Source organism: Streptomyces sp. AHA2 (assembly GCF_036857595.1).
Taxonomy (GTDB): domain Bacteria; phylum Actinomycetota; class Actinomycetes; order Streptomycetales; family Streptomycetaceae; genus Streptomyces.
The window spans coordinates 64,845-87,994 of record NZ_JAUQWJ010000004.1 but is presented as its reverse complement, the minus strand read 5'-3'; the positions used below and the strand labels follow the sequence as shown (position 1 = coordinate 87,994).

The 23,150-nt window shown below is 71.9% G+C and carries 21 protein-coding genes; 6 read left to right on the top strand and 15 right to left on the bottom strand.

Annotation, left to right across the window (positions count from 1 at the left end; translation table 11 throughout):
- Positions 1-36: 36 nt before the first annotated feature.
- Positions 37-1,353: an AI-2E family transporter gene (locus Q5694_RS10860; RefSeq protein ID WP_333932411.1), complete on the top strand. Its 1,317-nt coding sequence runs from the start codon at positions 37-39 to the stop codon at positions 1,351-1,353.
- Between the two features lie 66 nt (positions 1,354-1,419).
- Here the strand turns inward: Q5694_RS10860 and Q5694_RS10855 are convergent, their stop codons facing one another.
- Together Q5694_RS10855 and Q5694_RS10850 are read right to left on the bottom strand one after the other, a co-directional pair.
- Positions 1,420-1,953, bottom strand: coding sequence for an alkyl hydroperoxide reductase (locus tag Q5694_RS10855; protein WP_333932409.1), 534 nt, complete (start codon positions 1,951-1,953; stop codon positions 1,420-1,422).
- Positions 1,954-1,959: 6 nt separating this feature from the next.
- Positions 1,960-2,514, bottom strand: a complete 555-nt coding sequence (locus Q5694_RS10850) for a peroxiredoxin (protein WP_333932407.1) — start codon at positions 2,512-2,514, stop codon at positions 1,960-1,962.
- 139 nt (positions 2,515-2,653) lie between these two features.
- On the opposite strand from Q5694_RS10850, the gene Q5694_RS10845 reads away from it, so the two are divergent.
- On the top strand, positions 2,654-3,598 hold the full coding sequence (locus tag Q5694_RS10845; protein ID WP_333932925.1) for a LysR substrate-binding domain-containing protein: 945 nt from the start codon (positions 2,654-2,656) through the stop codon (positions 3,596-3,598).
- A gap of 16 nt (positions 3,599-3,614) precedes the next feature.
- Here the strand turns inward: Q5694_RS10845 and Q5694_RS10840 are convergent, their stop codons facing one another.
- From Q5694_RS10840 to Q5694_RS10820, 5 genes are all read right to left on the bottom strand, one after another.
- Positions 3,615-5,951: an ABC transporter permease gene (locus Q5694_RS10840; protein WP_333932406.1), complete on the bottom strand. Its 2,337-nt coding sequence runs from the start codon at positions 5,949-5,951 to the stop codon at positions 3,615-3,617.
- Positions 5,948-6,637, bottom strand: coding sequence for an ABC transporter ATP-binding protein (locus Q5694_RS10835; protein WP_333932404.1), 690 nt, complete (start codon positions 6,635-6,637; stop codon positions 5,948-5,950). Before Q5694_RS10835 ends, Q5694_RS10840 begins: the two co-directional genes overlap by 4 nt.
- A complete protein-coding gene (locus Q5694_RS10830; RefSeq protein WP_333932403.1) occupies positions 6,634-7,158 on the bottom strand; it encodes a PadR family transcriptional regulator in 525 nt (174 codons plus the stop codon). Before Q5694_RS10830 ends, Q5694_RS10835 begins: the two co-directional genes overlap by 4 nt.
- Before the next feature lie 153 nt (positions 7,159-7,311).
- Positions 7,312-7,593, bottom strand: a complete 282-nt coding sequence (locus tag Q5694_RS10825; RefSeq protein WP_333932402.1) for a hypothetical protein — start codon at positions 7,591-7,593, stop codon at positions 7,312-7,314.
- Positions 7,590-8,525: an SPFH domain-containing protein gene (locus Q5694_RS10820; protein WP_333932401.1), complete on the bottom strand. Its 936-nt coding sequence runs from the start codon at positions 8,523-8,525 to the stop codon at positions 7,590-7,592. Before Q5694_RS10820 ends, Q5694_RS10825 begins: the two co-directional genes overlap by 4 nt.
- 273 nt (positions 8,526-8,798) lie before the next feature.
- Between Q5694_RS10820 and Q5694_RS10815 the strand changes: the two genes are divergently transcribed.
- The gene (locus tag Q5694_RS10815; RefSeq protein WP_333932399.1) at positions 8,799-11,090 is read left to right on the top strand and encodes a transglycosylase domain-containing protein; all 2,292 of its coding nucleotides are present in this window, start codon (positions 8,799-8,801) and stop codon (positions 11,088-11,090) included.
- Between the two features lie 87 nt (positions 11,091-11,177).
- Here Q5694_RS10815 and Q5694_RS10810 read toward each other — a convergent pair whose 3' ends face one another.
- From Q5694_RS10810 to Q5694_RS10795, 4 genes are all read right to left on the bottom strand, one after another.
- On the bottom strand, positions 11,178-13,307 hold the full coding sequence (locus tag Q5694_RS10810; protein WP_333932398.1) for a SpoIIE family protein phosphatase: 2,130 nt from the start codon (positions 13,305-13,307) through the stop codon (positions 11,178-11,180).
- A 315-nt stretch (positions 13,308-13,622) separates the two neighbouring features.
- A complete protein-coding gene (gene fomD, locus Q5694_RS10805; protein WP_333932397.1) occupies positions 13,623-14,315 on the bottom strand; it encodes a cytidylyl-2-hydroxypropylphosphonate hydrolase in 693 nt (230 codons plus the stop codon).
- A gap of 82 nt (positions 14,316-14,397) precedes the next feature.
- On the bottom strand, positions 14,398-15,801 hold the full coding sequence (locus Q5694_RS10800; protein ID WP_333932396.1) for a class II fumarate hydratase: 1,404 nt from the start codon (positions 15,799-15,801) through the stop codon (positions 14,398-14,400).
- Between the two features lie 77 nt (positions 15,802-15,878).
- Positions 15,879-17,549, bottom strand: a complete 1,671-nt coding sequence (locus tag Q5694_RS10795; RefSeq protein ID WP_333932395.1) for a fumarate hydratase — start codon at positions 17,547-17,549, stop codon at positions 15,879-15,881.
- A 180-nt stretch (positions 17,550-17,729) separates the two neighbouring features.
- Between Q5694_RS10795 and Q5694_RS10790 the strand changes: the two genes are divergently transcribed.
- Both Q5694_RS10790 and Q5694_RS10785 read left to right on the top strand, forming a co-directional pair.
- Positions 17,730-18,446, top strand: a complete 717-nt coding sequence (locus Q5694_RS10790) for a DUF1707 SHOCT-like domain-containing protein (RefSeq protein ID WP_443040847.1) — start codon at positions 17,730-17,732, stop codon at positions 18,444-18,446.
- Between the two features lie 175 nt (positions 18,447-18,621).
- On the top strand, positions 18,622-18,999 hold the full coding sequence (locus Q5694_RS10785) for a WhiB family transcriptional regulator (RefSeq protein ID WP_333932394.1): 378 nt from the start codon (positions 18,622-18,624) through the stop codon (positions 18,997-18,999).
- Between the two features lie 70 nt (positions 19,000-19,069).
- On the opposite strand, the gene glpX is transcribed toward Q5694_RS10785, so the two are convergent.
- Positions 19,070-20,104, bottom strand: coding sequence for a class II fructose-bisphosphatase (gene glpX / locus Q5694_RS10780; RefSeq protein WP_333932393.1), 1,035 nt, complete (start codon positions 20,102-20,104; stop codon positions 19,070-19,072).
- Positions 20,105-20,232: 128 nt separating this feature from the next.
- Between glpX and Q5694_RS10775 the strand changes: the two genes are divergently transcribed.
- Positions 20,233-20,757, top strand: coding sequence for a DUF4245 domain-containing protein (locus tag Q5694_RS10775; protein WP_333932392.1), 525 nt, complete (start codon positions 20,233-20,235; stop codon positions 20,755-20,757).
- Between the two features lie 112 nt (positions 20,758-20,869).
- On the opposite strand, the gene Q5694_RS10770 is transcribed toward Q5694_RS10775, so the two are convergent.
- The 3 genes from Q5694_RS10770 to xseA all read right to left on the bottom strand — a co-directional run bounded on the left by Q5694_RS10770 (position 20,870) and on the right by xseA (position 23,061).
- Entirely contained in the window at positions 20,870-21,460 is a 591-nt protein-coding gene (locus Q5694_RS10770) for a malonic semialdehyde reductase (RefSeq protein ID WP_333932391.1), read from the bottom strand.
- Between the two features lie 137 nt (positions 21,461-21,597).
- On the bottom strand, positions 21,598-21,843 hold the full coding sequence (locus Q5694_RS10765; protein WP_333932390.1) for an exodeoxyribonuclease VII small subunit: 246 nt from the start codon (positions 21,841-21,843) through the stop codon (positions 21,598-21,600).
- 9 nt (positions 21,844-21,852) lie between these two features.
- Positions 21,853-23,061, bottom strand: a complete 1,209-nt coding sequence (gene xseA, locus Q5694_RS10760) for an exodeoxyribonuclease VII large subunit (protein WP_333932389.1) — start codon at positions 23,059-23,061, stop codon at positions 21,853-21,855.
- Positions 23,062-23,150: the final 89 nt, after the last annotated feature.

Sequence of the window (23,150 nt, the reverse complement as noted above, 5' to 3'; positions counted from 1 at the left end):
GGAGTGGTGCGGACAGACGGGGGAAGAGGACGGATCATGTCGCGAGTGCCAGGGTGGCTCGGCCGGGTCGGTGCCGGGCTGACCGAGATCAGCGAGCGGTACAACGAGCGCCGCGCCGAGGCCGAACGGGAGCGCGAGGACGCCGAGTCCCGCTCCCGGGCCTACGAACACGTCCCGCCGCCCCCGGACTACGCCCCCGACGTCGCACCCCGGCCCGACCCGGCGCTCGCCGTGCCCTGGGGCGTGCGCGTCGCCGCGGAGGCCGGCTGGCGGCTGCTCGTCCTCGCCGGCACCCTCTGGGTGCTGATGCGGGTCATCAGCGCCGTCCAGCTCGTGGTGCTGTCGTTCGTCATCGCCCTGCTCATCACGGCCATGCTCCAGCCGACCGTGGCCCGGCTGCGCCGGCACGGGGTGCCGCGCGGTCCGGCCACCGCCCTCACCGCGATCCTCGGCTTCGTCGTGATGGGCCTCATCGGCTGGTTCGTGACCTGGCAGGTGATGGAGAACATCGACGACCTGTCCAGCCAGATCCAGGACGGCATCGACGAGTTGCGGAACTGGCTGCTGAACAGCCCCTTCCACGTCACCGACAAGCAGATCAACGAGATCGCCGCGAACCTGCGCGAGGCGGTCGGCGCCAACACCGACCAGATCACCTCGGCCGGGCTGGAGGGCGTCACGGTCGTCGTCGAGGCGCTGACCGGGATCCTGCTGGCCGTCTTCTGCACCCTGTTCCTGCTCTACGACGGCAAGCGGATCTGGCAGTGGACGCTGAAGCTGGTGCCGGCGGCGGCGCGCCCGGGCGTGGCCGGGGCGGGCCCGGCGGCCTGGCGGACGCTGACGGCGTACGTGCGGGGCACGGTCATCGTCGCCCTGATCGACGCCATCTTCATCGGACTCGGCATCTACTTCCTCGACGTGCCGATGGCCGTGCCACTGGCCGTGTTCATCTTCCTGTTCGCGTTCATCCCGCTGGTGGGCGCGGTGGTGTCCGGGGCACTGGCGGTGGTCGTCGCGCTGGTCACGCAGGGTGTGTTCACGGCCGTCATGACGCTGGTGGTGGTGCTGGCGGTCCAGCAGATCGAGGGGCACATCCTCCAGCCGTTCATCCTGGGACGGGCCGTGCGGGTGCATCCGCTCGCCGTGGTGCTGGCGGTCGCCTGCGGTGGCATGGTGGCCGGGATCGGCGGCGCGGTGGTGGCGGTGCCGCTGGTGGCCGTGACGAACACGGTCGCGGGGTATCTGCGGTCCTTCTCGCGGGAGTCGGCGCTGCGACAGGCGGTCCCGCCGCGTGGGGCCACCGCGGTGAGCGCGGAGCCGCCGCCGCCCGCCGGCGAGACGCCCGCGCAGTAGTGGCGACGACAGGGCCCCGCCCACCGGTCGGTGGACGGGGCCCTGCCGCTGTGCGGCCGCCGGGGGTTACTCGGACAGGACCGCTTCGGCGTCCAGCGTGACGCCGACCGCCTGGATCACGGAAGCGATCTTGAACGCCTCCTGGATGACCTCGCGGTCCAGGCCGGCCTTGCGCAGCACCTGCTCGTGCGAGTCCAGGCACATGCCGCAGCCGTTGATGGCCGAGACGGCGAAGGACCACAGCTCGAAGTCGACCTTGTCGACACCCGGGTTGCCGATGACGTTCATCCGCAGGCCCGCGCGCAGGCTGCCGTACTCGTGGTCCGACAGCAGGTGGCGCGTGCGGTAGAAGACGTTGTTCATCGCCATCACCGCGGCCGCGGCCTTGGCGGCCGTGTACGCCTCCGGCGACAGGTTGGCCTTGGCCTCCGGCTCCAGCTCGCGCAGCACGATCGGGGAGCGCGAGGCGATCGCCGTCGACAGGACCGTGCCCCACAGCTGCTGGGCCGGGAGGTCGGAGTTGCCGATGACCGAGCCCAGGTTGAGCTTCAGGTCCTTGGCGTAGTCCGGTATGGCGGACTTCAGTGCGTCGAGGGACATGTCAGATCACTCTCCGGCGAGCAGCGCGACCGGGTCCAGGGTCTCGTCGCCCTTGGACCAGTTGCAGGGGCACAGCTCGTCCGTCTGCAGGGCGTCCAGGACCCGCAGGACCTCCTTGGGGTTACGGCCGACGGAGCCCGCGGTCACCATGGAGAACTGGATCTCGTTGTTCTGGTCCACGATGAACACCGCGCGCTTGGCGAAGCCGTCCTCGCCCTCGATGCCCAGCTCGCGCATCAGCTCGTGCTTGGAGTCGGCCATCATCGGGAAGGGCAGGTCGCGCAGGTCGTCGTGGTCCTTGCGCCAGGCGTGGTGGACGAACTCGGAGTCGCCGGAGAAGCCGAGGACCTGGGCGTCGCGGTCGGCGAACTCGTCGTTCAGCTTGCCGAAGGCGGCGATCTCGGTCGGGCACACGAAGGTGAAGTCCTTGGGCCACGCGAAGATGACCTTCCACTGACCCTCGTAGGTCTTGTGGTTGATCTGCTGGAACTCCTTGCCCTTCTCCAGCGAGACGCAGGCGGTCAGGTCGAACTCGGGGAACTTGTCACCGACAGTGAGCACGCGCTCTCCTTGCAGCGAAGAAACTCCCGGATTGCGGGCGTTTCCCATGGGTTGGACGGTGTTGATGTTGGCACAGCGTCGATTGATTAGGGAAATAGCTACACTCGGTCGGGTTGATCGGAGGTAGTTATCAGTGACTGTGGGTAGTAAGCGCAGGCAGCCGAGCCTGGCCCAGCTACGGGCCTTCGCGGCCGTCGCCGAGCACCTGCACTTCCGGGACGCCGCCGCCGCGATAGGGATGAGCCAGCCCGCTCTCTCCGGTGCCGTGTCGGCCCTGGAGGAGACACTCGGAGTGACGCTCCTCGAGCGTACGACGCGCAAGGTGCTGCTCTCGCCCGAGGGCGAGCGGATCGCCGTACGGGCCAAGGCCGTGCTGGGGGAGGTGGAGGCGCTCATGGAGGAGGCCGAGGCGGTCCGCGCCCCCTTCACCGGGGTGCTGCGGCTCGGGGTCATCCCGACGGTGGCGCCCTATCTGCTGCCCACCGTGCTGCGCCTGGTCCACGAGCGCTACCCGGACCTCGACCTGCAGGTGCACGAGGAGCAGACCGCCAACCTGCTGGACGGCCTCGCCGGCGGGCGGCTGGACCTGCTGCTGCTCGCCGTGCCCCTGGGCGTGCCGGGCGTGACCGAACTGCCCTTGTTCGACGAGGACTTCGTACTCGTCACCCCCCTCGACCACCGGCTCGGCGGACGCGAGGGCATTCCGCGCGAGGCGCTGCGCGAGCTGAACCTGCTGCTGCTCGACGAGGGACACTGCCTGCGCGACCAGGCCCTGGACATCTGCCGGGAGGCCGGCCGCGAGGACGCCCCCGTCACCACGACGGCCGCCGGACTGTCCACGCTGGTGCAGCTGGTGGCCGGCGGCCTCGGGGTGACGCTGCTGCCGCGCACCGCCCTGAAGGTGGAGATATCGCGCAGCAGCCAGCTCCTGACCGGGTACTTCGCCGACCCGGCCCCCACCCGCCGGGTCGCCCTGGCGATGCGGACGGGGGCCGCGCGCGGCGCCGAGTACGAGGAGCTGGCGGCCGCCCTGCGGCAGGCGCTGCGGCCGCTGCCCGTACGGGTCCTGGAGCAGGGCGCCTGACGGCGCGTCCGGGCGGCTACTCGGTGCGCAAGCCCTCCGGTCGCGTCATCTTCAGCAGCGGCGGCAGGCTCAGCAGCGTCACCACCAGCACCACGCCCGCCCCGATGCCGGTCATCGACAGCACGCTCGCCCAGTCCACGCTGACCGACGTGGCCGTCATCCGCAGCAGGACGGCCCCCAGGGCGATGCCCACCGTCGCGGCGAGCAGCAGGCCCAGCCCGATCGGGACGGCCGACTGCCACAGCACCGACAGGCCGAGGGTGCGGCGCCGGGTGCCGAAGGCGACCAGCGCCGACAGCAGCTTGCGGCGCTCGCGCAGCTGCTCCAGCTGAGAGACCAGCAGACTCGCCCCGATCAGCGCCAGCACCGCGGCGGCGCCGACGGACAGGCCGGTGCGGATCGTGGCGTAGCGCTCGTTGCGCTCGACGCTGTGCCAGGTCATCGGGTCCGACGTCGGATCCAGTCGTGCCGCCGTGTTGCGCACGTGGTCGTGGGCGTCGGGCACCGCCGGGTCCAGGCTCAGGAAGAGCCGGGAGGAGGCGTACGCCTTGAGCTTCCCGGGCAGGGCGCCGGGAGTGAGCAGGACGCCGCCGCGTTCGAAGCCCGTGGGATCCTCGCGGGACTCGGCCGGCCGGATGTCCCGCGGCACGGTCCAGGAGAACGGGTCACCGGAGCGGGTGGTGTCGGTGGGGTCGTTCCACAGGGTCGTGCCGGGACGGGTGAGCTTCTCGCTCTCCCCGGCGTCCTCCGCGCCCCGGAGCGCGAAGACGTCGCCGTCGCGGCAGGAGGACAGGGTGGCCACCTCGCGCAGCGAGGCGCAGTCGGCGACGGTGACCTGGACGTAGGAGGCGTCCCCGGTGCGCCGGTCGGCGAGGTGCACCTCGGACAGCGCGGTGACCTTGCGCACGCCCTCGGTGTCGCGGTACTGCCGGACCGTGGCCCCGGTGTCGGCGCCGTCCGGGACGTCCACGCTCATCTGGGCCCGGGTGACGTCGTACTGCGACGCCTTGGTGTAGGTGCCCTCCACCCCGGCGAACAGCATCTGCAGCGCGATCGCCCCCGCCACCGCCACCGCGATGCCGTTGACCATGCGGGCCGCCGCACCGCTGCTCAACTGCAGCCTTCGGACGGCCAGTTGCCAGGCGACGCCGCCCGCTCCGAGCCGGGAGACGACCGTCTCCACCACCCACGGCAGCAGGGCCGTGACGCCGACCAGCAGCAGCATCACACCGCCGACGACCAGGTACTGGTTGAACTGCCCGCCGTCGTCGCCCTGCCCCATCATCGGGGCGAGCAGCCCGAGTCCGCCCAGCGGCAGCAGCAACCGCCACCACAGCCGGCGCCGGGCGGGCCGGGCCGCGCGCACCACGCCCAGCGGCTCGATGACGACCCCGCGCAGGGCGAGGACGGTCACCAGCACCGCGGCGGCGGGAACCGCCAGCGCCACCAGCACGGCCAGCAGCGGGGACGGGTTCAGGTAACTCGGGAAGACGCTGACGCCGAACACCTCGAAGGAGGAGGCCAGCCGGCGTCCGGCCAGGAAGAAGCCGGTGCCCAGGACCAGGCCCAGCAGGGAACCGGCGAGCGCCTCACCCGCGGCGATGCGCCGGGTCGCCCGGCTGTCGGAGCCCACCAGCCGCAGCGCCGCCAGCCTGCGGTCACGCCGCTCGCCGCCGAACCGCACGGCCGCGGCGATGAACACCGCGACGGGCATCAGCAGCACCACGAAGACGACCAGGACCAGCAGGAGCAGTACCGGGTCCCACGGGTCCGACTGCGCCGGGCCGTCGTCGCCGAAGCTGTCGATCCGGGCCCCGTTCGCGGAGCCCTCGATGCGCTGCGCGAGCCCCTCGCCGCCCGCGTAGTAGGCCAGTTCCCGGGAGCCGATGAGCCCCTGCTCGCCGATGGTGCCGGCGACGCGGTAGCGCAGCCGTTCGCGCAGCAGCTCGCCACCGTCGGAGGCGAGCAGCTCCTTCAGCGCCGGGGAGACGACCATCTCGCCCGGAGCCGGGAACCGTGCGACGCCGGGGGGCAGCGGGGCCTTCCGCCCCTCCGCCTCCAGCAGCCGCCCGCGCACGTCCTGGTCCCGGAAGGTGGTGTTCGCGTCGACGACGATCAGGGTGTCGTCGGCCTTCGGTATCTCCGGCTGGCTGTAGGTGTGGTCGCTGCGGGCCTCCTCGCGCCGCTCCCGCTCCGCGAGCGCGCCGGGGAGGGCGGTGGTCAGCAGCAGCAGTGCCACCCCGAGCCCGACACCGACGGCCGTGAGCACCGCCCGGACCCAGCCCTCGCGCCCGCCGGCGAAGGCGAACCGCGTCCCCATCGCCAGGTCGCGGCCCCACTGCCCGAGGCTCATCCGACCCGCTCCATGTCCCGTGACCTGCCGTCGCGCACGACGATCTCACGGTCGGAGTACGCGGCCACCCGGGCCTCGTGCGTGACCAGTACCACGGCCGCGTTGGCGGACCGGGCCGCGTCGGTGAGCAGTTCCATCACGCGCTCCCCGTTGAAGCTGTCCAGCGCGCCGGTCGGCTCGTCGGCGAAGACGACCCGCGGATCGGTGACCAGGGCGCGGGCGACGGCGACCCGCTGCCCCTGGCCGCCGGAGACCTCGCCCGGCCGCTTCTTGCGCAGGTCGTCCACCTCCAGCCGCTCCATCCAGGCCAGCGCGGCGCGCTCGGCCTCCTTGCGGGACGCACCGTTCAGCCGCAGGGGCAGGGCGACGTTCTCCACGCAGGTCAGTTCCGGCACCAGCTGCCCGAACTGGAAGACGAAGCCGAACTCCGAGCGGCGCAGAGCACTGCGCTCGGCGTCGCTCATGGAGGTCACCTCGCGCCCGTTGTAGAGGATCGAGCCCGAGTCGGGCGTGACGATCCCGGCGAGGCAGTGCAGCAGCGTCGACTTGCCCGAACCGGAGGGGCCCATGACGGCCACGACCTCGCCCGGGTGGATGGAGAACTCGGCGCCGTCCAGCGCCGTCGTCGGGCCGTAGGCCTTGCGCAGGTCCTGCGCGGTGAGGAGCGAGCCGGCGGGAGCGGTCATCGGGCCACCGCCTCACGGAGCTTGTCCAGGCGCGCCGCGGTCAGCTCCAGCCAGCGCAGGTCCGCCTCCAGGTGGAACAGCGCGTGGTCGCAGATGAGCTGGTCGGCCAGGTCGCCCTTGCGCTTGCGGTCGGTGAGGATCCGCATGCTGCGCAGGTGCTCCGAGCGCTGGGTGTCCAGGATGTCGGCGGCGTCGCGCCGGGTGAGCAGCGCGAGGACGACCTTGGTGTAGAGGGTCGACTGGAGGTACGGCTCGGGCTTCTCGGGGGTGGCGAGCCAGCGCTCGACGTCCGTGATGCCGGCCTCGGTGATGGCGTAGCGCTTGCGCTCGGGGCCGCCGCCGGCCTCGATGCCGTCGACCTGGACGAGCCCGTTCTTCAGCAGGCGGGACATCGTCGAGTAGACCTGGCCGTAGTGCAGCGGCCGGTCGTGACCGAACTTCTCGTCGAAGGCCCGCTTCAGGTCGTAACCGTGGCGCGGGCCGGACTCCAGGAGCCCCAGGAGGGTGTGACCGATGGACATGGAAAGGACTGTACACGGTGTGTATACGCACGATGTATACGCCGAGTGCGCAGTCCCTCGCGGGGGGTGCGGGAGCGCAGGTCGGGGGTCGTTGTCACGGTTCCGCAACAGCCGGCGGCCGGCGTGCGTGCGGACGACGACCCCCGGAGCGGCTCAGGTCCCCGGCGGCCCGGCCGGCGGATCGCCCGCAGGTCCGCCCGAGCTTCCGGGCGGCCGGCCGCGCCGGGGCAGCGGCCCCGTCTCGCGGGGCAGCCGTCCCGCCTCGGCAAGCGCCCTGCGCAGCAGGAACTCGATCTGCGCGTTGGCCGACCGCAGCTCGTCCCCGGCCCACCGCGCCAGCGCCTCGTACACCGCCGGGTCCAGCCGCAGCAGCACCTGCTTGCGCTGCTGCTGCGGCCGGCGCCGCGAACCCGGGCCCTCGTCGGGGACGGTCACTGGTAGAGGGACCCGGTGTTGAGGACCGGCTGTGCGGCGCGGTCGCCGCACAGCACGACCATGAGGTTGGACACCATGGCCGCCTTGCGCTCGGAGTCCAGCTCCACGATGTCCCGCTCGGTGATGCGGGCGATGGCGGCCTCGACCATCCCCACGGCCCCGTCCACGATCTGCCGCCGGGCCGCGACCACCGCTCCGGCCTGCTGGCGCTGGAGCATCGCCGAGGCGATCTCGGGCGCGTACGCGAGGTGCGTGAAGCGGGACTCGATGATCTGCACGCCGGCCGCCTCCACGCGTGCGTGCAGTTCGACGGCGAGCTTCTCGGTGATCTCCTCGGCGTTGCCGCGCAGTGAGAGGCCGTCCTCCTCGTGGGCGTCGTAGGGGTACTCGATGGCGATGTGCCGCACGGCCGCCTCGGTCTGGGTGGAGACGAACTCGACGTAGTCGTCGACCTCGAACGTGGCCTGGGCGGTGTCCTCGACGCGCCACACCACGACCGCGGCGAGCTCGATCGGGTTGCCGTAGGCGTCGTTGACCTTCAGCACCGCGGTCTCGTGGTTGCGCACCCGCGTCGAGATCTTGGTGCGCGAGGTGAAGGGGTTCACCCAGCGCAACCCGTCCTGGCGGATCGTGCCCCGGTAGCGGCCGAAGAGCTGCACGACCCGCGCCTCGCCCGGCGCGACCATGTTCAGCCCGCACATCGCGAGGAAGGCGGCGAGCGCCACCAGGATGCCCGCGACGATCAGCGCGGCCTGCGCGCCGGACGAGCCCACGGCGGTGGCGACCGCGATCAGCCCGGCGCCGGCCAGCAGCCCGAGCAGTCCCAGCAGCAGGGCGAGCCCGCCGCCGATGCTGTGCGCGGCGAACTCCCGCACGCGGGGTGCGGGCATCTCGGGCACATCGGCCGTGACCTGGGTGTCATGGGTGGACATGGGTGAACCCCCGTTCGTCGAGAAGCCGCCTCCCGCACGCCGCGGCTGCATAGCTTCTGTCTAGCTAAGTGATATCACTTTAACTGCTCGTGGCAACCCCGTACAGGTCTCGTACGTCGGTTCCGGTGGGATGGGTGCTGATTGTCACGTCCGGTTGGGGCCGGATCGGCAGCCCTTTCTCATATCTCCCGGTGTTAGCTTTCTGAGCTGACCTGAGCGGCGAACCTGTGTGACATACGTGCACACATGAACGAAGCGGAGCGGATCGGACCCATGGGACGAGCGGAAGAAAGACGCGCCCGACAGCGCGGTGGGCGCCGGGCGGCGCCCAGGCGCCGCCGTTCGTCGGGCGCGGCCGGCAAGAGCGGCATACGCGCGCTCTTCACCTGGAAGAAGATCCTCGGGACCTTCCTCGGCCTGTGCCTGCTCGGCATGGGGGCCTTCATCGTGCTGTACATGGTGATCGACATCCCCGAGGGGAACGCCGACGCCAAGCGCCAGAGCAACATCTACAAGTACAGCGACGGCACGATCATGGCCCGCGACGGCAAGGTCAACCGGGAGAACGTCGATCTGTCCCGGGTCCCCAGGGGCGTGCGGCTGACCTTCGTGGCGGCCGAGAACAAGACCTTCTACAAGGACGCCGGCGTCGACTTCAAGGGCACCGCGCGCGGCCTGTTCAACACGGTGGCCGGGCGGGGCGCGCAGGGCGGCTCGACGATCACCCAGCAGTACGTCAAGAACTACTACCTGACGCAGGAACAGACCGTCTCCCGCAAGCTCAAGGAGCTGGTCATCTCCCTGAAGCTGGACCGGGAGAAGTCCAAGGACTACATCCTCGCCGGCTACATCAACACCAGCTACTACGGCCGGGGCGCCTACGGGATCCAGGCCGCCGCCCAGGCCTACTACCGCACCGACGCCGAGAAGCTCTCGGTCGCGCAGGGCGCCTACCTCGCCGCGCTGCTCCAGGCCCCGAGCCAGTACGACTGGGCGGTCGCCTCCCCGGCCGGCAGGAAGCTGGTGAAGGCCCGCTGGAACTACGTCCTGGACAACATGGTCGAGGAGGGCTGGCTCGACCGCTCCGAGCGCGAGGGCATGACGTTCCCCGTGCCGAAGGACCCCAAGCCCGCCCCGGGCATGGAGGGCCAGAAGGGCTACCTGGTCAACGCGGCCAACGCGGCCCTGGAGAAGCAGCTCGTCGCCGAGGGCGCCGCCGACAGCGCCAAGGAGGCCGAGGCGCTGGTCAACGCCGGCGGCTGGACCCTCACGCTGAACATCGACAAGAAGAAGCAGGCCGCCCTGGAGGAGTCCGTCCAGCAGCAGCTGAACAGCAAGCTCGACCCGGCCAAGCGCAAGGTCGACGCGGACGTCCAGGCCGGTGCCGTGTCGGTGAACCCCAAGACGGGCGCCGTGGTCGCGATGTACGGCGGCAAGGACTACTTCAAGCACTACGTGAACAACGCCACCCGCGCCGACTACCAGCCCGCCTCCACCTTCAAGCCGGTCATCCTGGCCGCGGCCCTGGAGAAGGGCGCGACGACGCAGGACGGCAAGCCGATCACCGCCGGCACCGTCTACGACGGCACCAGCAAGCGCCCGGTGGTCGCCGGCGGCAGCAAGGTCGGCTTCGCGCCGGAGAACGAGGACGACGTGGACTACGGCCCGATCACCGTCCAGACGGCCATGAACAAGTCCGTCAACTCCGTCTTCGCGCAGATGGGTGTCGACGTCGGCATGCCCGAGGTGGTCAAGGTCGCGGGCGAACTCGGCATGGACACCGAGAACATGGAGGCCGTGCCCGCCCAGACCCTGGGCAGCATGGGCGCCAGCCCCCTGCAGATGGCCGGGGTCTACGCCACCCTCGACAACCACGGCAGGAAGGTCACCCCGTCCGTGCTGAAGTCGGCCCGGCACCTGAGCCGGACGGTGAGGATGCCCGACCCGGTCGGCGAGCAGGTCATCAGCCGCGAGGCCGCCGACACGGTCACCTCCGTGCTCACCGGGGTCGTCGACGACGGCACCGCACAGCGGTCCGTACGGGACAACCCCCGGCGCGACGGCCAGCAGGTCGCGGGCAAGACGGGAACCTCCGACAACAACAAGTCGGCCTGGTTCACCGGCTACACGCCGAACCTGGTCACCTCGGTCGGTCTGTTCGGCGAGGACGACAAGCCCCCGTACAAGCAGGTCCCGATGTACAAGGCCGGCGGACAGCCCCGCGTCAACGGCGGCGGTTTCCCGGCGCAGATCTGGGCCGCGTACACCTTCGGCGTGATGGGGCGGACGACCCAGTTCGACCTGCGGACGCTGCAGGGTGCGGCCGTGGAGCCGACGTGGACGCCGTCGGCCACGCAGGAGCCCACCCAGGAGCCGACGCAGGAGCCGACGACCGAGGAGCCGTCGTCCTCCCCGCCGCCGACGAGCGAGGAGCCGAGCACCTCGCCGCCCCCGAGCCCGTCGACCTCGGCGCCGACGACCACCCCGCCCACGAGCCCGTCGACGACCCCGCCGGGCGACGGCGGCGACCCGTTCGAGCCGCTCCGGCCGGACGACGACGAGTAGGACGGCGACGAGTAGGACGGCGACGCGCAGGACGGCGAAGGGCGCCCGGCACAGGCCGGGCGCCCTTCGCCGTGTCCGTGCGGCGGGTCAGCCCCGGTTCAGCTCGAACCAGACCACCTTGCCGGTGCTGAGCCGGGTCGCGCCCCAGCGCCGGGCCATCCTGTTCACCAGGTACAGGCCGCGGCCGCCCTCGTCCGTCGCGCGGGCCTGGCGCAGCCGGGGCAACTGCGGGACGTCGTCCCCCACCTCGCAGCGCAGCACGTCCGTGCGCAGCAGCCGCAGGGTGACAGGACGGGACGCGTACCGCACGGCGTTCGTCACGACCTCGCTGACCAGCAGCTCCACCGAGTCGCTCAGCTCCTCCAGGCCCCAGCGCTGCAACGCGCGCCGGGCCAGGCGCCGGGCCCGGCCGGGGGCGGCGTCCTCCGGCTCCAGGAACCAGTAGGCCACGTCACTGGGCGCGATCCCGTCGAAACGGGCGGCGAGCAGCGCGATGTCGTCGTCCCGGTCGCCCGGGCCGAGCATGTCGAGCACCTCGTCGCACAGTGCCTCCAGGGGCGGCGGGTGGTCCGGCCCGGTGAGTTGCGCGACCGCGGCGAGCTTCTCGCGCAGCTGCTCGATGCCGGTCCACACGTCGCGCAGGCGGGACTCGACCAGGCCGTCGGTGTACAGCAGCAGGGTCGCGCCGGCGGGCGCGTCCAGCTCCACCGCCTCGAAGTCGACGCCGCCGACGCCGATCGGGGCTCCGGCGGGCACGCGCAGCACCTCGGCGCGGCCGCCCAGGTGGAGCAGGACGGGCGGCGGATGGCCGGCGTTGGCGATGGTGATGCGGTGCGCGACCGGGTCGTAGACGGCGTAGAGGCAGGTCGCCATGCGGTCCACGCCCAGGCGCTGGGCCTGTTCGTCGAGGTGGTGCAGGACCTCCTGCGGCGGCAGGTCGAGGCCGGCGAGGGTCTGGGCCGTCGTGCGCAGCTGGCCCATGATCGCCGCCGAGGTCATGGAGTGGCCCATCACGTCACCGACGACCAGGGCGACGCGGCTGCCCGGCAGCGGGATCGCGTCGTACCAGTCGCCGCCGACCCGGGCGGTCTCCGCGGCGGGCAGATAGCGCGAGGCGAGCCGCACCCCCGTCGGGCGGGGCAGCGTCTCGGGCAGCATGGTGCGCTGCAGCTCGTCCGCGATGTACGCCTCGCGCCCGTACAGCACCGCCTTGTCGATGCCCAGGGCGCTGTGCGTGGCCAGCTGGGCGGCCACGAGCAGGTCGTCCGGCTCGAAGGGGATGCGCTCCGGGCGGCGCAGGAACAGGGCGGCCCCGATCACCCGGCGCCGGCCCCGCAGGGGCGCCAGGATCGCGCGCTGCCCGTCGGGCAGGGCGACCTCGCCGCCCTCGCCGAGCAGTTCCGGCAGGGCCGCGCGGGCGGCGGGGGCATCGGTGAACACCGGGCGCACCCCGCGCAGCACCTCGGCCAGTGCGCTGCCGGGCCGCACCTCGCACAGCTCGGCGCCGACCGAGTCCAGCTCGCTCGGCTCGGGCTGGGCGGCGGGCAGGAAGCCGTTCTCCGTGTCGCGCTCGGCCGGTATCCGGTCGGTGCGGCGCAGCCGGAGCACCAGCGGGCCGGTGGGCCGCTCGTCGCCGACGGGGAGCGGGTCGCGCAGGTAGACCAGGATCGCGTCGGAGAAGGTGGGCACGGTGGCCCGGCACAGTCCCATCACGATCTCGTCGAGGTCGATGCCGCGGGCGATCCGCCGGGTGGCGGCCCCGACGAACCGCAGCCGGTCGCCGTCCCGCCGCATCGGCGTGGGGCGGCCGGGCGGCAGGGCCTGGCCGCTGCGGCGCTCCTGCGCCCCGGGGTCGGGCAGCGGCCGGTCCTGCTCGTCGGCCGGCTGGAGCGGGATGCCCTCGGGGGCGGGCCGGGGCCGGGGGGTGTCGCGCTCGGCGGTCTGCTCGGCACCCGGCTGGGAGTGCTCGGATGCGGGGTCGCTCACGGTGTCCTTGCCCTTGCCGAACGGCGTGGAGGTGTCCGGGTCCGACGTGCCCGGCGTGAGCTGCGCCGTCGAGACCGGGACGGTGGCGTCGCCGCCGGGGCGGCCCTGTACCGGTAACGTCCCCGCGCCGGGCGCGCGCGCCGGTGCCGGGGTGTGCACGAGCGCCCCGCGGGGGTCCGCGGGGTCGACGCCCGGCTGGGGGCGTTCGAAGGAGGTCGGCTGCTCCGTCACGCGTGTCGAATCCGTCCGTCCGGGGCTGCACGCCACAGGTGCAGGTGGTCCCGCCGAAACTCCGATACCCGGAATACGTGCCCCAGGAACGGAATTCCCGTGCGGTCAGAGGTTGTTCGTGTGCCGGCGGCGAGCCGCCCGCGGTTCGCGGGGCCCGCGGCCCAGGTGCCGCCGGTGGTGCCCTCGTACCCCTCGCTCACGTCCTGCCGCCCCTCGGTGACGATCGGTCAAGCTCAGCGCGTGTTCCGGTAGTTGTCGCCCGCGCCCTTGCGGAGGACGATCCTACGTTTCTCGCCCGGGGGCGCATCAAGGGTCTCATGAGGACACGTGCGCGGGCGTACGATCCCAGTCGTCCGGCAGTGACGGTACCGGCCAGGACGGGTCCGGGCGCCAGTGCTGCCAGCCTTCCGAGAACGGCGGCCCCCAGGCGCGGATCACCTCCACCGCCGCCCGCCCCGCCGTCCGCACCCGCTCGGCCTGCCGGTCGTCCATCAGCCCGTCCCGCCGGGCCTGGGCGAACTCGTCCTCGTCGCGCCAGTGCCAACTGCGGTCCGGGTGGACGGAGATGTCCAGAAAATGGTCCTCGGAGTCCACGCCGCCCGCCCAACGGGCCAGCGGCTCCTCCAGGTTCACGTACCAGTTCTTGAACTTCCAGCCCGGTTCCCAGAACAGCCACACCGACCAGGGCTCGCCGGGGCGGGCCAGCTTCAGCACGCCGGTGCCGAACCAGCGGTCGCGCAGCACGGTGCGGGGTTTGGTGTAGCGGGTCCGCAGCGGCTCCAGGTGGACGGGGGTGCCGTCGGCCAGCACCGGCTTCACGCACTCGGTGCCGGGCGCCAGCCACACGGCGAGCAGGTCGGCGTCGTCCCGCACCACGGTGACGGGGCGGGCGATGTGGACGTGCGGGCCCGCGTTCTCCCGGTACCGCCACAGGATCCGGTCCCCCGGCGCCCAGAAGCCCGCCGCACCACCCGTTTCCACGCGTCTCATCGCCTCACCGTCCGCCATGCACAGATATTAGGTGCCGTAGGCATACGACGCTGCGGCGCGTGTCCCGGTTCACGCGCCGGGCGCACGTCCGCCGTCCGGGTCACGGCCGCGTCATCCGCAGCACGTCCAGCGCCTCGTCGAGCTGCTCCGCGGTCAGGTCCCCGCGCTCCACGTACCCGCCGTCCAGCACGACCTGACGGATGGTCTTCCGCTCGGCCAGGGCCTTCTTGGCGACCTTCGCGGCCTCCTCGTACCCGATGTACTTGTTGAGCGGGGTGACCACGGAGGGGGAGGACTCGGCGTACTCGCGGGCCCGTTCGCGGTCGGCGGTGATGCCGTCCACGGTGCGGTCGGCCAGCAGCCGGGAGACGTTGGCGAGCAGCCGGACGGACTCCAGCACGTTCTTGGCGATGACCGGCAGCATCACGTTGAGCTCGAAGTTGCCGGCGGCGCCGGCGGTGGCGACGGTGGCGTCGTTCCCGACGACCTGGGCGCACACCATCAGCACGGCCTCGGGGATGACCGGGTTCACCTTCCCGGGCATGATCGACGAGCCGGGCTGGAGGTCGGGCAGCGCGATCTCGGCGAGGCCGGTGCGCGGCCCGGAGGACATCCAGCGCAGGTCGTTGGCGATCTTCGTCAGCCCGACCGCGATGGTCCGCAGCTGCCCGCTGGTCTCGACGATGCCGTCCCGGGCGCCCTGCGCCTCGAAGTGGTCGCGGGCCTCGGTCAGCGGCAGCCCGGTGCTGCGGGCGACCTCCTCGATCACGGCGGCGGAGAAGCCGGGAGGGGTGTTGATGCCGGTGCCGACGGCCGTGCCGCCCAGCGGCAGTTCGGCGAGCCGGGGGAGGGAGGCGTGCAGCCGCTCGACGCCGTAGCGCACCTGGGCGGCGTACCCGCCGAACTCCTGGCCCAGCGTCACGGGCGTGGCGTCCATCAGGTGGGTCCGGCCCGACTTCACGACGTCGGCGAACTCCTCCGCCTTGCGCTCCAGGGCGGCGGCGAGGTGCTCCAGGGCCGGGATCAGGTCGCGCGTCACGGCGGCGGTGGCCGCGATGTGGATGGAGGAGGGGAAGACGTCGTTGGACGACTGGGAGGCGTTGACGTGGTCGTTCGGGTGCACGCCCCGGCCCAGCCGCTCGCTCGCCAGCGTGGCGATGACCTCGTTGGTGTTCATGTTGGACGAGGTGCCCGACCCGGTCTGGAAGACGTCGACCGGGAAGTGCTCGTCCCATTTCCCCTCGGCGACCTCCCGGGCCGCCTCCTGGATCGCCCCGGCGACGTCCTCGTCCAGGACCCCCAGCTCCGCGTTGACCTTGGCCGCGGCCCCCTTGATCCGGGCCAGCGCCTCGATGTGCGCGCGCTCGATGCGCTGCCCGGAGACCGGGAAGTTCTCCACGGCCCGCTGGGTCTGTGCCCGCCACTTGGCGTGGGCGGGCACCCGCACCTCGCCCATGGAGTCGTGCTCGGTGCGGTACTCGGTCCTGTCCTGCTCGTCGGTCATCGACGATCACCTCCACGTGTCACAGCGTCAGCGCCGCGACCACTGTTCCCCGTGGAGGCGAATCGTCACCGCCCTCGTCAGGCGAGTCCGGGACCGCGTACCGGAATGGAGGTGAAGGTGGGGGCCGGGGCCGGGTCCTGGAAGAAGTCGTTGCCCTTGTCGTCCACGACGATGAACGCCGGGAAGTCCTCGACCTCGATCCTCCAGACCGCCTCCATGCCGAGCTCCTCGTACTCGACGACCTCGACCTTCTTGATGCAGTCCTGGGCCAGGCGCGCGGCCGGGCCGCCGATGGAACCGAGGTAGAAGCCGCCGTGGGCGTGGCACGCGTCGGTGACCTGCTTGCTGCGGTTGCCCTTGGCGAGCATCACCTTGGAGCCGCCCGCCGCCTGGAACTGCTCCACGTAGGAGTCCATCCGGCCGGCCGTCGTCGGGCCGAACGAGCCCGACGCGTAGCCCTCGGGCGTCTTGGCGGGGCCGGCGTAGTACACCGGGTGGTCCTTGAGGTACTGCGGCATCCCCTCGCCCGCGTCCAGCCGCTCCTTGATCTTGGCGTGCGCGATGTCGCGCGCCACGACCAGGGGACCGGTCAGGGACAGGCGGGTCTTCACCGGGTACTTGGTGAGCTCCGCGAGGATCGTCTCCATCGGCTGGTTGAGGTCGATCTTCACGACGTCGCCGCTGTCGTCGAGCTGCTCGTCGGTGGTCTCCGGCAGGAACCGCGCCGGGTCCGTCTCCAGCTGCTCCAGGAACACGCCCTCGGCGGTGATCTTCGCGACGGCCTGGCGGTCGGCGGAGCAGGACACCGCGATGGCCACCGGGCAGGACGCGCCGTGCCGGGGCAGGCGCACCACGCGCACGTCGTGGCAGAAGTACTTGCCGCCGAACTGCGCGCCGATGCCGATCCTCTGCGTCAGCTCGAAGACCTTCTGCTCCAGCTCCTTGTCGCGGAAGCCGTGCCCCAGCTCCGAGCCCTCGGCGGGGATCTCGTCCAGGTAGTGCGCGGAGGCGTACTTCGCCGTCTTCAGCGCGTACTCGGCGCTCGTGCCGCCGACCACGATCGCCAGGTGGTAGGGCGGGCAGGCCGCCGTGCCCAGCGAGCGGATCTTCTCCTCCAGGAACTTCATCATGGAGGACTCGTTCAGGACGGCCTTCGTCTCCTGGTACAGGAAGGACTTGTTGGCCGAGCCGCCGCCCTTGGCCATGAACAGGAACTTGTAGGCGCCGCCGTCGGTCGCGTACAGCTCGATCTGGGCGGGGAGGTTGGAGCCGGTGTTCTTCTCCTCCCACATGGTGAGCGGAGCCATCTGCGAGTAGCGCAGGTTCAGGTTCCGGTAGGCGTCGTAGATGCCGCGGCTGAGGGCCTCCTCGTCGCGGCCGCGCGTCAGCACGTTCTGGCCGCGCTTGCCCATGACGATCGCCGTGCCGGTGTCCTGGCACATGGGCAGCACGCCCGCCGCGGCGATGTTGGCGTTCTTCAGCAGGTCCAGCGCGACGAACTTGTCGTTGGCGGACGCCTCGGGGTCGTCGATGATCCGGCGCAGCTGCGCGAGGTGGGCCGGGCGCAGGTAGTGCTGGATGTCGTGGATCGCCTCCTCGGCGAGCTTGCGCAGCGCCTCCGGCTCCACCTGCAGGAAGGTGCGCCCGTCCGGCCCCTCGACCGTGGAGACGCCCTCGGAGGTCACCAGCCGGTAGGGCGTGGTGTCCTCTCCCTGGGGGAGCAGATCGGTGTACGCGAACTCAGGCATCTCAGCCCATTCCTCACTCGACGGACGGCGGCCCGCCTCCTTTGGCGAGCGCCAACCAGCGTAGAACCTGCCGCTGACGGCGAGCTTGTGAGGTAAGGCTCAGTTCGTCACATCCGGCCGAGGCCGAGGGGATGCCGCGGAGGGGTGTCGCGATCTATCGTGTTTCGGTACGCTGCTGCCGTGGACCTTCAGAAGCAGGACCTCCAACAGCCCGGCCCCCGGCCGCAGGGCGTGCCCGCCGCCTCCGAGTTGCGCGCCTCCGACGCCGAGCGCGACCGCATCGCCGACATCCTGCACGACGCCCTGGCCGAGGGCCGCCTCACCGCGGACGAGCACGCCGAGCGCGTCGAGGGGGTGCTGCGCGCCAAGACGGTGGGCGAGCTGGAGGTCTTCGTCCGGGACCTGCCCGCGGCTCACGGCCACGGTCCCGGGGCGGTCCACGCCGCGGCGCCCCACCGCCCCACCGCCGGCGCCATCCCGGTGGAGCCGGACGACAACGTGGTCGCGGTCTTCAGCAGCGCCGTCCGCAAGGGCCGCTGGCGGGCGGGCCGCCGCATCCACGCGTACGCGATCTTCGGCAGCGTCGAGATCGACCTCAGCGAGGCGCTCTACGACCACCAGCAGGTCGTCATCAAGTCGTGGGCGGTGTTCGGCAGCGTCGACATCAGGGTCCCGGAGAATGTGTCGCTGCGCGGCATGGGCGGCGGTGTCCTCGGCAGCTTCGAGGTGGCCACCCTCGACTCGGGCGACCCGGAGGCCCCCATCGTCTACGTCGACGGCTGGGCCGTCCTGGGCAGCGTCGAGGCCCGGCCCCGCCGCGGCAAGCTCGTCGCGGACATCCTGGACCGGGTGCAGCGCAAGGTCGACAGGAGTTTGCGCAGGCACCTGGGTCATTGACGATCGCGAATCGGCCCGGGCGCGCAGGCCCGGCCGGCCCGGGTCGGCGGTGCCCGCGCGGCCCCGCCGGACGGGGCGGGTGCAGCCCTTGGGAACTCAGTGCATAGGCGCGCGTACAGCGGGTAGGGCTTGCTGCATCGTCTCTCGCTCGCGAAGCCGTCGTCAGGAGTAGACCGTGCTGCAACCGCCGCATTCGTCTCTGCAGGTAGCTGCCGTTCCGGCCCCGCGGGTGCCAGCGCGAGACAGGGACCAGGACGCCCCGTGGCACACCGAGGCGGTGTGCCGGCGGGACGAGGCCGGCCTGTTCTTCGCCCCCTCCAAGGAGCCCACCGCCGCCCGGCTGTCCCGGGAGGAGGCGGCCAAGCGGGTCTGCGCCCGCTGTCCCGTCATGGTCGAGTGCCGCGAGCACGCCCTGCTCCAGCCCGAGCCCTACGGCGTCTGGGGCGGTCTGACCGCCGCGGAGCGCCGCGTGGTCCTGGCCCGGCGCCGCCGCCGCGACATGGAGCTGAAGAAGACCGCCCGCGCGGCGAACCGGATAGCCGCCGCGGGCTGACCGCGCACCGCACGGAAGAGGGCGTCCCCACCGCACCGGGGACGCCCTCTCCTTTCGCTGCGGGACGGCGCTACTTGCCCTTGTCGAAGTCGATCGCGCTGTACGCCCGGAGCTTGGACAGCCGGTGCTCCGAATCGATCCTGCGGACCGTGCCCGAGCGCGACCGCATCACGATCGAATCGGTCGTCGCCGTCTCGGCGCGGTAGCGGACGCCGCGCAGCAGCTCGCCGTCCGTGATGCCGGTCGCCACGAAGAACACGTTCTCACCGGTGACGAGATCCTCGGTCGTCAGCACCCGGTCGAGGTCGTGCCCCGCGTCGATCGCCCGCTGCCGCTCCTCGTCGTCCTTGGGCCACAGCTTGCCCTGGATGGTGCCGCCCAGGCACTTCACCGCACAGGCCGAGATGATGCCCTCGGGGGTGCCGCCGATGCCGAGCAGCAGATCGACGCCGGTGCCCTCCCGCAGCGCCAGGATCGAGCCGGCCACGTCGCCGTCGGAGATCAGCTTGATGCGCGCGCCGGTATCCCGGATCTCCTTGATGATGCCCTCGTGCCGCGGCCGGTCCAGGATGACGACGGTCACGTCCTCGGGCGTGGAGCGCTTGGCCTTGGCGACCCGGCGGATGTTCACCGACACCGGGGCGTCGATGTCGACGAAGTCGGCGGCCTCCGGTCCGGTGACGAGCTTGTCCATGTAGAACACGGCCGACGGGTCGAACATCGACCCGCGCTCGGCGGCGGCCAGCACCGCGATCGCGTTCGTCATGCCCTTGGCCGTCAGCGTCGTGCCGTCGATCGGGTCGACGGCGATGTCGCACTCGGGCCCGGTGCCGTCGCCGACGCGCTCGCCGTTGAACAGCATGGGCGCCTCGTCCTTCTCGCCCTCACCGATGACGACGACGCCGTTCATCGAGACGGTGGAGACGAGTGTCCGCATGGCACGCACTGCGGCACCGTCGGCGCCGTTCTTGTCACCGCGCCCCACCCAGCGGCCCGCGGCCATCGCCGCCGCCTCGGTCACCCGGACCAGTTCCAGGGCGAGGTTGCGGTCGGGGGCCTCGGAGGGCACATCGAGTTCGGACGGCAAGTGATGATGCTCGGTCATCGGAGCGCACCTTTCTGTACGACGACGGCCGGATGAGGGTGTTGTTCGCCCGACTCTATATCCGGGCGCACAGAATGAGCAGGGGCCCCCACGGATGAGCGCGGTGGGCACCTGCGACGATAGGGGGCGTGGCAGGTACGAACGGCAAGCAGAAGACGGCGCGGGACATGATCCTCTCCCTCGGGGTCATCGTCCTCGTGGCGGGCTTCGTCTACCTCTTCATCCCGCACGACGAGAGCGCACCCGACGTGAAGCGCGTCGACTACCGGGTCGAGCTGCTCACGGCGCGCCGCGCCGCCTCCTACCCCGTCGCCGCGCCGGAGGGCCTGTCCGACGCGTGGAAGGCCACCTCCGTCCGGTTCCGGGGCGACGAGTTCGACGCCTGGCACCTGGGGTTCCACGACCCCGAGGGGGAGTACGTGGCGGTCGAGCAGTCCACCCAGCGACGGCCCGTCTTCCTGGACGAGGCGACCCAGGGGGCGCGCGAGACCGGCAGGACCCAGACGATCGACGGCAGGACGTGGACCCGCTACGAGGGCGGCCGGTACGACGCGCTGGTGCTGGAGGGCACCGAGGGCTCGACGACGGTCGTGACGGGCACCGCGGGCTTCGGACAGCTGACGCGCATGGCCGAGGCGCTGGAGACGGAGTAGCCGCGCGGACGTGCGAGCCGGTCGCGCACGGACGGGCGAGCGGTCGTGCGTGCCCTGCGTGCACACGACGAAGGCCCCCGGTACGCACCGGGGGCCTTCGTCGTGTGCACGGTCAGACCGTGGTGACGACCTCGTCGTACTCCAGGCGCGGGGAGCGCGGGTACCAGGCGTCCGGACCCGGGCGGCCGATGTTGACGACCATCAGCGGGGTGTGGTCGTCGTCCAGGAACTCCTTGCGCACGCCCTCGAAGTCGAAGCCCGTCATCGGGCCGGCGGCGAGACCGGCGGCGCGGACGCCGACGATGAAGTACGCGGCCTGGAGGGCGGCGTTCATCGCGGCGGAGCCCTCGCGGACGGGGCGCTCGGCGAAGAAGGCGTCCTTGGCCTGCGGGAAGGCCGGGAAGAGCTGCGGGAGCTCCTCGTGGAACTCGTTGTCCGCGGCGAGGATCGCCACCAGCGGAGCGGCCGCGGTCTTGGCCCGGTTGCCCTCGGACATGTGCGCCACCAGGCGGTCGCGGGCCTCGCGGGAGCGGACCAGGGTGATGCGCAGCGGGGTCTGGTTGAAGGCGGTCGGGCCGTACTTGACCAGGTCGTAGATCGCCTTCACCTGCTCGTCGGTCACCGGCTCGTCGGTGAACGCGTTGGCGGTGCGGGCCTCGCGGAACAGGAGGTCCTGGGCGGCGGGGTCAAGAACCAGAGACATGGAAAACCTTCTCGGGACGTACGTCGGGCCCGGCGGGGCCGGACCGGCTGACGTCTCCGACAATACGTCGATGAAGTTCAACGTTCAACTAAATTGAGGGTGCCGTGGGTCACGGTCGGGAAGAACCCGGATTCCCGCTACTCGCCGTCCTCGCCGGCCGCGGCCTCCTCCGCCAGCGCCGCGTCCAGCCGCGCCCGCGCCCCCGCCAGCCAGCGCCGGCACACCCTGGCCAGCTCCTCGCCGCGCTCCCACAGCGCCAGGGACTCCTCCAGCGTCGTGCCGCCCGCCTCCAGCCGGCGGACGACCTCGATCAGCTCGTCCCGCGCCTGCTCGTACCCGAGCGCCTCGCTCACGCCCGGCGCCTGTTCCACCTCGCTGGTCATCCACCCACCCTATGTGTCCACTCGTACGGAGAACTCACCCTCGGAGACCCGGGCACGCAGGGTCTGGCCGGGCTCCACCTCGCCGGGGTCGCGCACCGCGTGCCCGTCCTCCCGCTGGAGCACGGCGTAGCCGCGCTTGAGGGTCGCGGCCGGGGAGAGGGCCACCACGCGCGCGTGTGTGTGCGTCAGCTCCGACTCCGCCCGGTCGAGCTGGTGGCGCAGGCAGCGGCGGGTTCGGCCGAGCAGGTCCTCGATCTGGTCGGCGCGCTCGTCGATCATGCGGTGCGGGTCCTGGATCGACGGCCGGGCCAGGGCGTGGGCCAGGCCGCGCTCCTCCCGGTCGAGCAGCGCGTGCACGCACCGCCGCGCCCGGTCGCGCAGCTGCCGCACCCGCTCGAACTCCTCGCCCACGTCCGGCACGACCTTCTTGGCGGCGTCGGTCGGGGTGGAGGCGCGCAGGTCGGCCACATGGTCCAGCAGCGGGTTGTCCGGCTCGTGCCCGATGGCCGACACCACGGGCGTACGGCACTGGGCGACCGTGCGCACCAGCTGCTCGTCGGAGAACGGCAGCAGGTCCTCCACGCTGCCACCACCCCGGGCGACGATGATCACGTCCACGTCGTCGAGCGCGTCGAGCTCCTTCACGGCCTGCACGACCTGGGGCACGGCGTGCACGCCCTGCACGGCCACGTTGCGCACCTCGAAGCGCACGGCGGGCCAGCGGTGCCGGGCGTTCTCCAGCACGTCCCGCTCCGCGGCCGAGGCCCGGCCGCAGACCAGCCCGATCAGCTGCGGCAGGAACGGCAGCGGCTTCTTGCGCTCCCGCGCGAACAGGCCCTCCCGCGCGAGGGACTTCTTCAGCTGCTCCAGCCGCGCGAGCAGCTCACCGACACCCACGGGCCGTATCTCGGTCGCCCGCAGCGACAGCTGCCCGCGCGGGGCGTACCACTCGGGCTTGGCGAGGACGACCACCCGGGCGCCCTCGCTCACCACGTCCGCGACCGAGTCGAACACCTGCCGGTAGCAGGTCACACCGACCGAGATGTCGTGCGAGGGGTCGCGCAGGGTCAGGAACACCACGCCGGCACCCGGCCGCCGCGACAACTGAGTGATCTGCCCCTCGACCCACACGGCGCCGAGCCGGTCGATCCACCCCCCGATGAGCCGCGACACCTCACCGACGGGCAGCGGGGATTCCGGAGTCGTGTTCACTGCCATGCGGCGAGCGTAGTGGGCCCCACCGACAACAGCGCCCAGCCGCCCTGCGCCCGGCGGCGTCCCGGCCGCTGTGGGCTCGGTGGTGGTCC